Source organism: uncultured Methanobrevibacter sp. (assembly GCF_900314695.1).
In the GTDB taxonomy this organism is placed as follows: domain Archaea; phylum Methanobacteriota; class Methanobacteria; order Methanobacteriales; family Methanobacteriaceae; genus Methanocatella.
The window spans coordinates 33,060-47,130 of sequence record NZ_OMWD01000017.1; the positions used below are offsets into that span (position 1 = coordinate 33,060).

Below are 14,071 nucleotides of genomic sequence, written 5' to 3' on the forward strand. Positions count from 1 at the left end.
AAAAAATCACATCCTACAGGAAGTAACACCTACAGATTATGAATAATAGATTTATATTTTACACAGGCCTCCCCAATAGATATTACCATTTCACAATCAAGGTTCATGGCTATTTTCAACCCATCCCTGAATTCCTCTTCAGAAGCACCAACAGTTCCGGTCTTTTTGAAGTTTCCGATATTGTTGAAAAATATCCTATCAGTGAGACTTGGATTTTCATCCAAAAACTCAATAGCTATTTTTTTGGAAGCACTTGAAGCCGGAACCACAAATTTTGAGAATTTCAGCACACTTTCAAAAATATTGCTGTCTCCAATATGGCCAGATTCTGAAGAAACTGTAATTACGCATGTAAAGTCCCCGAACAATTTTTGAAATTCCCTTAAGACGGTTTCCACTCCAGCGGGATTGTGTGCATAATCAACAAAAAAGTCCTTTCCTCTTACTTTTGTGATTTCCTCCATCCTACCGCTTACACCTGTAAAGCTTTCAATTGTAGGTAAAATCTTTTCATATGGAAGTTTCAGGAATTTATGGGCTGCAATTATCACTCCAACAATATTGTATACATTGTGAAGTCCATCAATTGACATTTTCACTTCCAGTTTTTCATCAGGAGTGTGGAGATCGAATGTTCTGTTTTTCAAATCCACATTTGTTGCGATATAGTCCACTTGAGGTGTTGTAAGACCGCATTTGCAGAAGTAATATCCGCATCCCGAAATAATTTCCTTTACGTTTATTTCACGGCCACATACACATTCCTTTGTTCCTACGGATTGTGGAGTTTCATCGACTCCAAATGTTATGACTTCACCTTTAAAGTCCAGTTCCCTAATCAAACCCATTATTGTTGGATCATGACCATTTACTATCAATGTGCCTTCATTCAACTCAGATATGAATTCTCCTTTTACATTTGCATAATCTATAAAGCTTCCAAGGTCATTCAAATGGTCTGGAGTGATATTGGTTATAAGACCACCCTTCATGGAAGTGTTTTTGACTATTCTCCCAACTGTTCCCGGAACACCAAATGTGCCAACTTCCAGTATGCCAACGTCCCCTTCCAATCGGGATTGCAGTATTGGAATGAATTCCGCATTTCCCTGCATTCCTTCAAGGCCGTGTTCTGACGGTTTTATGCCATTATCATATGCAATCTTTTTAAGCAATGTGGTTGATGTTGTCTTTCCATTTGTTCCGGTTATTCCAAAAACGTCTTTGTCGGCTTTGATGTTTTCAATAACATCATTTAACTCCAAAATAGGCTTTGTACATCTTTTAATCACATCTGCATCTTTTGGAAGGCTTGCCGGAGGTATTACATAATCCACCTTTTTAAAAAAAGTATCTGGAGTCTTTCCGTAAAACACATCTATATCATATCCATCAAGGGATTTTGCAAAACGGCAGTCCTTTTTAAATGCAACATCAGTTCCGATTACATTGTATCCTCTCTGTTTGAGGATTCTGGCTATCAGGTTTCCATTTGCCCCACAAACACCAATGATTCCAAATGTCTTATCCTTATTCATATCTTTTTCTCCCGTCTTCAAGTCCTATCTTTATTTTGTTGACAATGTTTTCACGGTCAAATGATATGAGCGGACCCATATGCAGAATGATGTCTCCAGGTTCGGAGTATTTGAATGACAGTGCCGCTGCCTCTTCAAGGGATTCTGTTGCAACCTTTACCATTTTTTCATTTGAAATTGCATCAAGGATTTCCTGAGCTATGTGAAGTTCCACTTTCTGAATGGATTCATCAAATCCGCTTGCAAGCACTGCCTTGATGTTATCGTACTCATCCAAAATCAGACCCACCTCATGCTTGTCCCTTACCCATGAAGTGTCGAAGTGGTCAAGGAAAACAACAAGATTTTTTCCTTCAAAGTAATCCAGTGTAGTTCTGATTCCATCAGGAAGAAATGCCGCATCAATGATTACCTGTCTTCCATTCATTTCTCCGAAGTCTTCCATGTGTGCGGATATTCCCTTGAATTCTGTCAATCCTTTAATAATATCCTCTTCACTGAGACCGTAGTTTATACCGACTGCTGCGGCACCCACTGCATTTTCGAAAAAGTAGCTCATCATATAAAATGGTGTTTTGAATTTCCTATCACCGTATTCTATGGTCAGTTCCTTATCGCCCATTGTTCCCTTGAAGTCAACATCCTTGTCAAGGGCGTAGAAAATTGTATCCTCCCTTAGAAGGTCAGTTTCCCTCATGCATTCTGCATTTGCAATGAATGTTTCACATATATCCTGCATAATCAGCTTGCGTTTCTGGTATTTTTCGTAAGACCCTTCAAATTCGTTCAAGTGTTCGGGTGTTAAGTAGGACAATACTCCAATCTTAATGTTCAGCTGGTCCAAAAGACCTAGTGACCCATGAGGCAGTTCAAAAACAGCTATATCACATTCATCAGCCTTTCCAGTTACTATTCCATCAATGATTGTTTCTGAAACAAGGTTGTTTGCAAGTGATGAACATGACCATACATTATAACCTGCTCCTTTAAATACACTTGTAATGAGAGTAGTTGTAGTGGTTTTTCCCATGGAACCTGTAATACCGATAATGTCTGTGGAAACAAGGTCATTTATCATTTGAGAGAATTCTTCATTGGTCAATATCTTAACATCACTTTCATCAATGAGCTTTGCTATTGGAGCTGTGCTCGGCAAAGTCGGAGGAACATAAACTGCTTCTATCCCATCCAAAGTAGGGTTTGGATTTTTCAAATCCAAAATTACTCCTTCCTCATCCATCTTATGCAACCATGTTTGATAAATAGGTTTGAATTCTGACATTTCCTTTAAATCTGTCATTATTACCTTATGACCCAAATAATTAAGCAATCTTGCAACAGGCCTACTTGCATTTCCAGCACCTACAACTAAATAATTCATAAAAAATTTCTCCCTAAGTAATCTATTCAGTTATAACTTTGATTTTTAATGTTTAAATATATTGTTAAAATGAAGATTTTATTAATTGAATATGACATAATTAATTTTATGTCAAGACAGGATAAGATTGTTAAAACAAGCATCATAGGCATTGTGGTAAATTTGATACTTGTAGCATTCAAAGCGACAATTGGAATTCTTGTAAACTCCATTGCAATTACTTTAGATGCAGTCAATAACCTAACTGATGCTTTATCATCAATCATTACAATTATTGGAACAAAACTGGCTGGAAGGGCACCTGATAAAAATCACCCATATGGATATGGTAGAATTGAATATTTTTCATCCGTAATCATTGCTGCGATTGTCCTGTGGGCAGGTATCACTGCATTGATTGAGTCTTGGCCAAAGATATTCAATCCGGACGTGACATCATACAATACAGTGTCACTGGTAATCATTGCCGTTGCAGTTGTAGTTAAATTTGCACTTGGAAAATATGTGAAAAATGTAGGTGAAAATATAAACTCGCAGGCACTTGTTGCCTCTGGAAGCGATGCGTTTTTCGATGCGATACTTTCACTTTCAACACTCATTGCAGCTATCATATCAATATTCTGGCATATTTCTCTTGAAGGAATTTTGGGAGTAATCATTTCATTAGTGATTATAAAGGCAAGTATTGATATGCTTAAAGAGACTCTTGACAGTATGATTGGTGCAAGAGTTGATTCCGAGCTATCACGCAGAATTAAGGATTCCATTTGCGAAGTTCCCGAAGTTTACGGCGCATATGACTTGAGCCTTCATAACTACGGACCTGAAGATATGCAAGGATCAGTTCATGTGGAAGTCGATGACACTTTGAGTGCACTTGAAATTCAAAATCTAAGCCGTCAGATTACCTTAAAGATTTACAATGAATTTTCAATCGCCCTAACAATTGGAATTTATGCAAGAAACGACAGGTACTCCAACATCAGAAGTGACCTTGAAAACATAGCTTCACAATACGAGGAAATTTTGGAAATTCACGGTTTTATAGTATATGAAGACCAAAACCTGATTACCTTCGACATGATTGTTGACTTTGATGCCGACAGAGCCAAGGTCAAGGAAGAAGTTCTCTCAAAAATCCAGGCAAAACATCCACAGTTCAATTACATGATAATTGATGACTATGACATAAGTGATTAATACTAAAAGAAACATAATTAATAGATAGGTGAAAACTATGGAAAATAAAAATATACTTTTAATTGCCATTGCTATTTTGATTATAGCAGTTATAGGTATTGCAGCATACAGCACAGTAAACCTGCAAAATAATGCAAGCAATACAACAGACAATACATCATCCAATGTATCCACAAATACTGGAAACATTAATTCAACTAGTAACGCTACTCAAAATAATACCAACAATACAACTATTGTTGGAGACAATTCTGTATTGAATATTTCCGCTTTAAACAAGACAAATGGCACATATAAGATATATGATCCTCAATCAGATTCATATGTTACTGTCATTGGTGAAAAATTCGATAATGGCGTTAACAGATGGTACACTTATGACAAAGATGGTGTAAGATATTACAATACAAGAATTAACCACTAATTCTTGTCTTTTCTTTTTTTTAATCAAAAAATACAACATTAATTAAATTATCCCTATATGTTGTCTCATCCCTTAGAGATTCTATGTGATGGATGGCATTTAATTTCAAATCCTCTAATTTAATTCTAATTTCCAAATCCTTAAAATCAACATTGAAATGAATTAAGTATTTCAAATCCATTTCATATGTGTATATGGCCCAGTCAGGCCCATTGATGTCAAGTAGCTTGATTGACCATTTGGACATTATGGCGTTGATTTTGGATGTGACTTCAGATATATCGAAATCCGAATTGATTACTATTTCTTTCATTGATATAAACTCTCAGGCTCGATGTCTTTTAAAAGATTGCTTATTTCAATTACATTACCTTCATCCAAAACACCAAAGCTAATGATATGTTCCTTTTTAAGGGACATTATCTGGCTTTCTATTACCTCATTTGTTGAAACCAATAAAAATGTTACCCATTCGTCATCTTCTGAAATATACTTGCACGGTTCAAAAAATTGGTTTTTGAAAAAGAAAGTAACTAATAAATCCTCTACGTTTTCTTTTGGTTCTCTTTGGTTTTCTTTAGCAAATTGTCTTTCCAATTCTAGAAATTTTTCCTTAAAATTCATGTTCAAAGATTTGTTTATAATATTTTATATAGATTTTCCCAATTCAAAATTCTTCCATATAACGTTTTACTACTTCAATATTGCAGTTCTGAAACCCTTCAGACAATATCAACCATATCGCTTTGATAAAACCTTCATCAGATAATTTATTGCAGTTTTCAAGCTGCAGTTGTCTGTAATCTGGACTTTCTATTGTATCCTTAAGGAATTGTGTTTTTATATCCTCCCTTAAATCCCAATCCAAAAATCCTTCTAGCAACTCCTTGATGTAGATTGCAAACGTGTTTCCTATAGTCTTTGCAATGTCAACATGTTCTGAGTCCAAATCCTTTTGAATAGCTGTGAATGAAGAATAATCCTGATAGCCGAATATTGTAAATCGTCCCTCAACGTTGTGGGCTGCATATTCATCAATCAAAGAGTTGAAACTTGAATTACTCAATATATAAATAATGACTGCTTCCACATGCCTGTTTTTGTTCACATCGAGTATTTTACAGGTGGTGTGGACCAAAAATTCCTTTAATAAAAAATGTGACAGTTCATGAATCAAAGTTGTGATTTGAAGGGATTTGCGCTGTCTGTCATCTACATAAATCTTGTTGAACTGGAAGTATCCTAAATCTTCACCATATGACTTGTACTCTACGCTGACGAATGCCTTTGCAAAGAGCAACACCTTATCAAGTATGTTTAGACTGTCCAAATCGATTGAATTATCCTTGATTGCGTTATCCAGATTTCTGAATCCCTGTGCTTTAATTGAATGGACAATATCATTAAAATCATCAATTGTAAAATCAAAATTGCATATAAGTTCAATATTGTCCTTTGTTAAAATGTTGGATGAATCCCCACTACCCTTGAATTCAATTTTTGAGTTGATTTCAATGCCTTTAATGGAATCCATATCCTGAGGATATTTCAAGGTTACAAGACAATCCGGACAGAAGTTTTCAACTGCATCGAATCTTTTTTTGCATTTCGGACAGATTTTTATTGACTTTATCGCCGGTGCCTCAAGGCAATGATCATATTTTACATAATTCCCCTTAAAATCATAATCATTCATTTCAATATATGAAGATTCAAGCTTCATCATCGGCCGCACATCCTCAATCAATGCCATCTTTTCAAGGTCAGGTTCCACATATTTATCCAATTGGGAATAATCACTCATCAAATCACCACATATACAGGAATGATGACGCAAAACTTATAAACCAGATTACCACAGCTACAATCAGAATATATTTTCCATGTTTTGATGCTTTACTTGAGTTTTTACGTGTCATCAGGTAAATTCCAATAATAATGCCAATTAGTGGAATCAGAATTGCAAAAATATAACCCAACACAATTGCCAAGGTGTGTGATTCTTCATAAGCAGGCCTTTGAGGATTTTCAGCCCCTGGAACAGAATTAATTTTTGCCCCACAGCTTTTGCAGAAATTTGCACCGTCCGGCAACTCCACTCCACATGACGGGCAGTACTTTACCATAGTTACTCACCTAATTCGAATACTTTTTCTATCAATTGTTCTTCAGTTTTGTAAAAATCAAGTTTTAAGATTGTCATCAATGTTTCCGGAGCTCCAATGAGTTGTGTCATTGAATACCATGGCAGAAATATGTTTTTTGCACCCTGATTGTAACATAGCTTCAAAATTTCAGGCAAATTATCAGTTTGTTCTTTGTTGAGTATAACTGTAGCATCAGATGTTGGCTGGTTAAGTCTGATGGATTCATTTGCTACAATTTCCTGACATTTAAAATTAGTTGCTTTAGTGGAACCTGTCAGATTATCAACTGTAGTTTTATTATTTTTGATAGATAATTTGAATATGTTTCTGTTCTCAATGAAGTATACCTCACCGACAGCAGGTTTTGTCTTTAAGAGGTCATCAGGCAAATCACCATAAAGTTCCTCTTCTACTTCCTTTTGAATTTCGGCAAGATTGACATAGGGAATAAAATCCTCTTCCTCGCCGGCTATTTTTTTCAAAAGACGAATGATTTCTTCATTCTGCTTTTCAATATTCTTATTGATTTTTATTAACTCGGATAATTCAGACATACTAGTAGTATATACTTCGTGATTATTAAACTATATGATTGAAAAAAAAATTGAATGGACATTGAAGAACGCTATATGAATAGATAATAAATTGCGTTTGAAAGTCTATCATCATTTGCAAACTTTTCAAAGCCAAGGCAATACTTCAAAAGCTCGGAACGTGGAATCAGCACATTATCACTTTCGGGATTGATAATAATTCCATCCATATCCTCGCTCAATACAAAATTAACCAAGGTTGCAACATTGACAATCTGAGAGTATTTGAAATAGTCTGTGCCAACATAGTCCATTTTTTCATGGGATGTGAACAATGTCGCATACTCTCCACCAATCATATCAACATACATCTGAGCCAGCGGCCCTGTTGACTTCATGGATATTATTCCATCCGCTGCATAATCAGACAGGTCATTCGCAGACAGCATCAATGCAAGCATCGTAGAAGATGCCAGCTTTTCAAATAATCCTTCATAATAGCCAATGTTTCTGGAGTCAGTGATAAAATCCTCCAATTCACGATTGTCAATATTATCATTTAAGCTTTTAAGTTCATCTTCACCATAAGGGTTATCTGAAAAGAAATTGGTTTTTGGAAGGTTGGTGATGCCCAATATGAACTTGTCTGTAAAGAGATACTTTTCGGAAGCTGGATTTAAGATATATCCTTCGATGTCTGTAGTCTTTATGACGTTCTGATACAGTTCAAAGGAATTTTGAAGAACCTGTATGTCCTCACTATCTGTGTAGAACTTTTTGAACTCATCCATATCCGTAAAAAGAGGAGTGATTTTAGCCTCTTCATCCTCATAGATGATGAAATTAAGAGTATCATTTTCCCTTTTGGCGGGAATGAACAGATTGGAATATTTAAATTCATTAATCAATTTCAAAAGAAGAGATTGGGTTAGCTTATCATCATTTGCATGAATGTCTTCAATAACCAATCGCAGGTGTTTGTGGTTTGCCATTTTATCTAGTCTGCAAAAGAGTCTGATCCATCAAAATGCTTTTCTATTGTGGAATCTCCATTTTCAAAAACAACATAAATTTCATTGCCCTTATTGATTACAGATTTATATTCATAACCTTCAACTTCATCTATTGCATCATATAAATTCTGCATTGTCAAATCTTTGTCCTCATCAAGTTTTTCAAGAATGTCATAAGTTTCATAATCCATACTGCCCAATCTTGGATTGATGATACCTTTTCCTTTAGAGGAATTGATTACCTCCCTTTTTTCTTCTCTGAGTTGGAATCTTATTTCATTTTTATATTCATTTGAACCGTTTTTCTTGTCTACAAAATCAATGGCCTTATAATAGCTTTTTATGGCACCAAATCCATCCCCTAATTGCCATTGAGATCTTGCTTTCCATTGATATGCTCCGGAAATATTTGAAAACCTATAAAATGAATCTTTATACTCTTTAATATAATTTTTAAAGCACTGCAAGGAATCATAAAATCTGTTTAGTTGATATAATGATTTTCCCTTAATATACTTCATGGAAGCGTCTGAACCTAAATTTAAATCGATTGCCTTATTTGCATATTTCAATGAATTTTCGAAATCCTGTGCATCATAAGCATCTTTAGATTTTGTTTCATATTCCCTATATTCCTCAACGAGTTTTTCTTCTTCACCATATATTTTTTTAATCTTATCTTCGGGAGAAACAATAAATTTAGTTCCACAGGAGCAAGTTTCAACTCCATCGTCGACAAATTTTCCACATGTTGGACAGAATGGCATTAAATCACCTATTTGAATAATTTGTAATATGTTATTTAAAAATATTGCTATAAGTAATATTTATTAAACCAGCTAATATTTAATTAGGACTCTTTTGAAAAATTCCTTTTCAAGAGTTTCAATATTTGAATTATAATCAAAATAGCCCATTTCACACAATTGCTTCAACTTATCCTTGAACATTTCAAGCTCATGAGTGTCACAAAATGTTCCTGACTTGAAAAAATCCGTTAGGATTTTCACTTCTTCCTCATACAACAATGTTTTTTCATATATTTCAGCCAGTTTCAAATAGACTCTATAGTCATTTTTATCCAGCAGGTTCCTAAAGAATGCAATGGCCTTTTCAAAGTCATTATTTTTGATGAATTCCTCCCCCTGGCTAATGAGCAGGTCAGTTCCTGAATCACTTATGCTTTCAAATTCGCCGACATTGTGGATTTTGTCTATGGCTTCCCTAAAAGTATCAGGCAGAAACTGGTTTGAAATCATGTCAGAGTATACATAACCCATAAATCGATTGTCCATCATGTAAGTCCTGCAGAAATCCCCTTCAAAGCGCATTCCTCTACCGTGAGTCTGCACCAAAGCAAGACATGTCTTGTAGTCCATCCATTTGGCATTATCCATTGCTCTCATTTGAGTCTGCTTATCTCCCAAATCAGGATATGGTATTTTATAGATTATTTGAAAGCGACATTCATCGCCAGGCAGGTCAACACCTTCATTCATGGATGGTGAAACCAAAACCAACGCTTCTGTCGATTTTTTAAACTCCTCCAAAACCTCAGCCCTATTTGTAGTGTCATGAGTAATCAAACGTGAATCGTTTATATTATCAATTAGAAAGTCCCTGCATTCATTGCTGATTGTGTGGATGATTCCCTTTTCATTGAGGTGATTTGACAGAATGTTTCTGATGGTTGGGATTGTTCTGGGAGCTGACTTTTTGAGGATATCATGAGTCATGTTAAACTGATTATATGTTTTTATCGGATTATCGGACACATCAAATGGACTTTTGCATCTAATCGGATAAATCTCATCAGCAGATATTCCAAGCCATGTTGCAAACAACTCATAATCAAGAATAGTAGCACTCATGAACAGACAGACATCGGCATATCTAAAAAGAGTATTTTCAGCATAGCTGTCGATTTTCAATGGTTTGAACTGGGCTACGCCTGCTGTCCTGTCATAGTCAAAAATCCATTTGTCTGGGCTTAATGCAATCTGTGAGATGAAACGTCTGCAAGCGTTAATCTGATTTTTAATGAATAGGATTTTTCGTGAGATGTCAGGGTTTGTTTCAAGATGGCTGATTTTTTCAAGTTCAATCTCATATTTCTGCTTAATCTTTTCAATAAAGTCCATCCAAGTTGTAAAATCACCATTTTCAAGAGTGTTGACCCTTGATTTCGACAGATTGAAGTGGATATACTCCTTCAAATCCTGCCTTGAGAACTCCAATTTCAGCTGGTTCATTATCATACTTTCAATGTTGTGGGCCTCATCACATACCATCAGAAACCTTTTAGTAAAATCCCCAACATAATTAAGTTCCAAAAACATGTATGGATAATTTGAAATTACCACATCAGAGCTAAGTGCCAAATACTTTTGCCAGTAATAGCTGCAGGTATTTTCCCTAGTGACCTTTTCCTTTATTTTGTATTTGCAATTGTGGCCTTCGAGAACACATTTTCCCTCATCACATCCAGCATTGGACAATCTGCACTTAAAATTTGATCTTCCCTTGACAACACTGAAATCATTAAAATCCCGCACATACTGGTCCTGAAGCTGTTTTGTAATAGTCAATATATATGATGATTCAAACATTCTTGAAAGCGTTGCAGCTATTGCGGATTTGCCTGTACCTGTCCCAGCTTCCAAAACAATATACTTATACCCATTATCGACTGCTTCAAGAATTTCTGAAATTGTCTCAAGCTGGTGTTTTCTTGCCTTTTCGAATGGAAAATAGTTCAAAACTTGAGGATTAACATTTGCATATTTGGTGTATGGCCACTTTGTCATGATAATAAGATATATAGGTTAAAATATTTAACCTAATCGTAATTTTTAATCGAATCGATGAGATTTTCCATATCACCCAACAGGCCTTCGACATCATCATTGCCGGCAGGATCAAGTGAAAGTACCAACTCATCAATCAAGCCGTCAAGCTTGTCAGATATTGAATTGAGTGTATTGAACTTTGATTTGATTTCAGATTCGATTCTCGGCGAATCCTCACTTGCGAGCCTTATGATGTTTGAAATGTTATCCGCTTCCTGGTTGAACAGCTTTGTTGAACTGTCAACTACGGATATGAATTTGGTATATGTCATTTGTGGTGGCTCGAATTTCTTTTCAATCAATTCTCGGGCACGACTATCCTTTTTATAATACTCGTTTTTAAGGTCATCCAGCTGCCTTTCATATTCGTCAAACTCATGGACACTGACTTGTGGAGCGGTCTCCACTGTCTTTTTTGGAGGCTCCATCTTTTGGGTTTCCGTATATGAAACTCTTTTAGCATTTGTATTATCCTCATAGGTAATCTTGTGTATTACAAAACCAATGATTGATGCCGGAATTGCAAAAATCAATCCTATTACGACATATACAACCAATGCAGGTGAATTGGATACGACTGCAATCAATGAAAATATTATAAATATCAGTATGCTGAATACCTTTGTCTTTGATAGGACATATTCTCCGGTTTTCTTGCTTTGCCAGTAAAACAGAAGATGTTTCAAATCAGTTATAAAACCCAAATCATTGTTGTCCAGCTTGGCTTTTGATGGTTTGAACTTGAAATAATGGCCAAGATATCCTATCAAAAATACCAGCAGAGTAAATATTGCTGTTAATATAATCATTCCAGGTACAACAGGTGAAACGAAAGTGGACAAAATCATTACGGCAAATGTGAATATGGCTGCCAATTTTGATTTTGCCAAAATGTATTTTCCATCAACTTCCCAATAGAACAAGGAATGAATGATACTTGGCTTTGAATTTGCTGTGACTTCCGCCTTATGTCTAAATGAAGTTGATTTGCAGTTAGGACAAAAGTTAGCATTATCGTTTACAGTTTCGCCACAGTTGATGCATATTTTTTCACCCATTTAATCATCCCCTATTAAGAAATCTTCATATGTCAATGTATTCAATTCCTCATCAGTTATATTGTCTTTTCCAGCAAGACGATTTGCTTGAGAGGTTATCACCTCTTCAAATAGGTTTCTAACAGCTCTGGCATTTGCAAAGTTTTTGGAACGGTTCTCGTACATCTTTTTAAAGTATTGGCGAAGGTATTCATCAGCTCCTTTATCCAACACCAGATTGGAATCTTCACACATGAGCAGAAATATTTTATATAACTCCTCATCGTTGTAATCTTCAAACAGTATGAATTTGTTGAATCTTGACTCCAAACCTGGATTTGAGTTAAGGAACTTGTCCATAAGTTCAGGATAACCTGCAACAATGACAATCAAATCGTCACGATTATCTTCCATTGCCTTTAAAAGAGTATCAATTGCTTCTGCACCATAGTCATTTTCACTGGTTGATGCCAGACTATATGCTTCATCGATAAATAAAATTCCACCCATTGCAGATTTAATTACGTCTTGAGTTTTGATTGCAGTTTGGCCGACATACCCACCAACAAGCCCTGACCTGTCGGTTTCAACCAAATGACCTTTTGAAAGAATTCCGATTTCGTGATATATTTTTGACAATAATCTTGCAACTGTTGTTTTTCCTGTTCCGGGATTTCCTGAAAATACTAAATGCAAACTCATTGAAGGTTGTGATATGCCTCGACTTTTACGCAATTCTCTAATTTGCACAAGATTAAGTAATGAATTAACATCTTTTTTAACTTTTTCAAGACCAATGAGTTTGTTTAATTCCTGTAAATATTCATCTAAAGTGTGAGTTTCCTCAACGGTATTTGCAGTGCTGGTGTTTTGGTTGAGTTTAATCGGTTTTAAATTAACATTATCATCTGTTAATTTGGATTCTAGTTTATTGATGTAGGTGGAATATTTATTTAATACGACATCATCAAGTTCGTTGTCCACTGTTATGAAAAATTTACCGAATAGTTTATAACAGCCAAACAATTCATTTGTTGAGCTTAATTCATGCATATCTAAGTCTTTACCATATAAGTCCAGCTGATGCAGGTATTTGAATGATAATGGATAATCATCAATTTCTTCGTTTGCCAGTTTCAATATGTCTTCTTCAGTATAAGCAGTATCCAAAAGCACATTTATAAATTCGACTTCATTTTCGGTAATTTTTCCATCACCCCAGCCAAGATATGAAAAATATCTGAACAAATCATCTATTATTGTCGTTTCAATGGAAATGTCCTTTAGGTTTTCAATGTATGGCTTAAAGACACTTGCTGTCTTAACTATAAATTTCAGATTATTGAAGTATCTAACCAAATAATCCATATGAATTTTTTCCACATCCGTATGACAATTTTGACAAGTCTCTTGGCTTTTATCTAAAATTGTGCCACAATCACTACAAATACTCCATTCCAACATATTATCATGGTTTAAATTAATTCAATTATCTATTTCGTTTATATTAATCGTACAAGAATTTCATGCCATCTTTTAGTCAAGGATGAATTGCACGAAAAGAACAATCCTAATATTTTACTTTTCAAATGCTTCTTTTACTATGTTAATATATGGTGTTTTATCTTAATAGTGAAAGAATACTCTGACCTCTTTAAGGTCGGAGATGAATTTCACAAAAAGGCATCTGAAGATATTAGTTTTCAAATGCTCTCCCTATTTCTTTATATATTATTTATTATTTAAATTAGTTTATAATTAATTTTAAAATTGTCTCTAAAATGGAATTTTAAGTGTTTTTTTATGAAGTGTGTTAATATGGGTTTGAAGGTTAGGTTGTATCCAGATGGGGATATGATGATTAAAATTAATCAGAATATAGGTAATTCCAGGTTTACATGGAATAAACTCTTAGAGGGCTATAAAGAAACCTATAAATTATTCAAATT

General features: G+C 35.0%; 15 protein-coding genes. 3 read left to right on the forward strand and 12 right to left on the reverse strand.

Going from position 1 to position 14,071, the window contains the following annotated elements; translation table 11 throughout:
• Positions 1–29 precede the first annotated feature (29 nt).
• Both QZN45_RS07010 and QZN45_RS07015 read right to left on the reverse strand, forming a co-directional pair.
• Positions 30–1,538 carry a Mur ligase family protein gene (locus tag QZN45_RS07010; protein WP_296812080.1) on the reverse strand — a complete coding sequence of 503 codons (1,509 nt, stop codon included), beginning with the start codon at positions 1,536–1,538 and terminating at the stop codon, positions 30–32.
• A complete protein-coding gene (locus tag QZN45_RS07015; RefSeq protein WP_292883035.1) occupies positions 1,531–2,919 on the reverse strand; it encodes a Mur ligase family protein in 1,389 nt (462 codons plus the stop codon). Before QZN45_RS07015 ends, QZN45_RS07010 begins: the two co-directional genes overlap by 8 nt.
• A gap of 108 nt (positions 2,920–3,027) precedes the next feature.
• On the opposite strand from QZN45_RS07015, the gene QZN45_RS07020 reads away from it, so the two are divergent.
• The gene (locus tag QZN45_RS07020) at positions 3,028–4,119 is read left to right on the forward strand and encodes a cation diffusion facilitator family transporter (protein WP_296812085.1); all 1,092 of its coding nucleotides are present in this window, start codon (positions 3,028–3,030) and stop codon (positions 4,117–4,119) included.
• Positions 4,120–4,156: 37 nt separating this feature from the next.
• Positions 4,157–4,543, forward strand: coding sequence for a hypothetical protein (locus tag QZN45_RS07025; protein WP_292608295.1), 387 nt, complete (start codon positions 4,157–4,159; stop codon positions 4,541–4,543).
• A gap of 19 nt (positions 4,544–4,562) precedes the next feature.
• Here QZN45_RS07025 and QZN45_RS07030 read toward each other — a convergent pair whose 3' ends face one another.
• The 10 genes from QZN45_RS07030 to QZN45_RS07075 form a co-directional block, all read right to left on the reverse strand.
• Complete coding sequence (locus QZN45_RS07030; protein ID WP_292608292.1) at positions 4,563–4,856, reverse strand: hypothetical protein; 294 nt, start codon at positions 4,854–4,856, stop codon at positions 4,563–4,565.
• A complete protein-coding gene (locus tag QZN45_RS07035; protein ID WP_292608289.1) occupies positions 4,853–5,167 on the reverse strand; it encodes a hypothetical protein in 315 nt (104 codons plus the stop codon). Before QZN45_RS07035 ends, QZN45_RS07030 begins: the two co-directional genes overlap by 4 nt.
• A gap of 43 nt (positions 5,168–5,210) precedes the next feature.
• Entirely contained in the window at positions 5,211–6,347 is a 1,137-nt protein-coding gene (locus QZN45_RS07040) for a hypothetical protein (RefSeq protein WP_296812088.1), read from the reverse strand.
• Positions 6,348–6,351: 4 nt separating this feature from the next.
• Positions 6,352–6,669 carry a zinc ribbon domain-containing protein gene (locus QZN45_RS07045; protein ID WP_292608281.1) on the reverse strand — a complete coding sequence of 106 codons (318 nt, stop codon included), beginning with the start codon at positions 6,667–6,669 and terminating at the stop codon, positions 6,352–6,354.
• Positions 6,670–6,671: 2 nt separating this feature from the next.
• A complete protein-coding gene (locus QZN45_RS07050; protein WP_292608279.1) occupies positions 6,672–7,244 on the reverse strand; it encodes a hypothetical protein in 573 nt (190 codons plus the stop codon).
• A gap of 71 nt (positions 7,245–7,315) precedes the next feature.
• Positions 7,316–8,215, reverse strand: a complete 900-nt coding sequence (locus QZN45_RS07055; protein WP_296812092.1) for an SseB family protein — start codon at positions 8,213–8,215, stop codon at positions 7,316–7,318.
• A gap of 5 nt (positions 8,216–8,220) precedes the next feature.
• Entirely contained in the window at positions 8,221–9,003 is a 783-nt protein-coding gene (locus QZN45_RS07060) for a hypothetical protein (RefSeq protein WP_292883050.1), read from the reverse strand.
• Positions 9,004–9,075: 72 nt separating this feature from the next.
• The gene (locus tag QZN45_RS07065; RefSeq protein WP_296812096.1) at positions 9,076–11,043 is read right to left on the reverse strand and encodes a helicase C-terminal domain-containing protein; all 1,968 of its coding nucleotides are present in this window, start codon (positions 11,041–11,043) and stop codon (positions 9,076–9,078) included.
• 32 nt (positions 11,044–11,075) lie between these two features.
• Positions 11,076–12,143, reverse strand: coding sequence for a zinc ribbon domain-containing protein (locus tag QZN45_RS07070; protein WP_296812098.1), 1,068 nt, complete (start codon positions 12,141–12,143; stop codon positions 11,076–11,078).
• On the reverse strand, positions 12,144–13,586 hold the full coding sequence (locus QZN45_RS07075; protein WP_296812101.1) for an AAA family ATPase: 1,443 nt from the start codon (positions 13,584–13,586) through the stop codon (positions 12,144–12,146).
• 339 nt (positions 13,587–13,925) lie between these two features.
• Here QZN45_RS07075 and QZN45_RS11090 point away from each other — a divergent pair.
• A partial coding sequence (locus QZN45_RS11090) for a helix-turn-helix domain-containing protein (RefSeq protein ID WP_394346771.1) occupies positions 13,926–14,071 on the forward strand: 146 nt, incomplete at its 3' end.

Bases quoted from the DNA above. Each gene is read 5' to 3' on its own strand.
- QZN45_RS07070 (WP_296812098.1), bottom strand. From the start codon at position 12,143: ATGGGTGAAAAAATATGCATCAACTGTGGCGAAACTGTAAACGATAAT.
- QZN45_RS07045 (WP_292608281.1), bottom strand. From the start codon at position 6,669: ATGGTAAAGTACTGCCCGTCATGTGGAGTGGAGTTGCCGGACGGTGCA.
- QZN45_RS07035 (WP_292608289.1), bottom strand. From the start codon at position 5,167: ATGAATTTTAAGGAAAAATTTCTAGAATTGGAAAGACAATTTGCTAAA.
- QZN45_RS07020 (WP_296812085.1), top strand. From the start codon at position 3,028: ATGTCAAGACAGGATAAGATTGTTAAAACAAGCATCATAGGCATTGTG.
- QZN45_RS07025 (WP_292608295.1), top strand. From the start codon at position 4,157: ATGGAAAATAAAAATATACTTTTAATTGCCATTGCTATTTTGATTATA.
- QZN45_RS07050 (WP_292608279.1), bottom strand. From the start codon at position 7,244: ATGTCTGAATTATCCGAGTTAATAAAAATCAATAAGAATATTGAAAAG.
- QZN45_RS07030 (WP_292608292.1), bottom strand. From the start codon at position 4,856: ATGAAAGAAATAGTAATCAATTCGGATTTCGATATATCTGAAGTCACA.
- QZN45_RS07010 (WP_296812080.1), bottom strand. From the start codon at position 1,538: ATGAATAAGGATAAGACATTTGGAATCATTGGTGTTTGTGGGGCAAAT.
- QZN45_RS07065 (WP_296812096.1), bottom strand. From the start codon at position 11,043: ATGACAAAGTGGCCATACACCAAATATGCAAATGTTAATCCTCAAGTT.
- QZN45_RS07015 (WP_292883035.1), bottom strand. From the start codon at position 2,919: ATGAATTATTTAGTTGTAGGTGCTGGAAATGCAAGTAGGCCTGTTGCA.
- QZN45_RS07075 (WP_296812101.1), bottom strand. From the start codon at position 13,586: ATGTTGGAATGGAGTATTTGTAGTGATTGTGGCACAATTTTAGATAAA.
- QZN45_RS07040 (WP_296812088.1), bottom strand. From the start codon at position 6,347: ATGAGTGATTATTCCCAATTGGATAAATATGTGGAACCTGACCTTGAA.
- QZN45_RS07060 (WP_292883050.1), bottom strand. From the start codon at position 9,003: ATGCCATTCTGTCCAACATGTGGAAAATTTGTCGACGATGGAGTTGAA.
- QZN45_RS07055 (WP_296812092.1), bottom strand. From the start codon at position 8,215: ATGGCAAACCACAAACACCTGCGATTGGTTATTGAAGACATTCATGCA.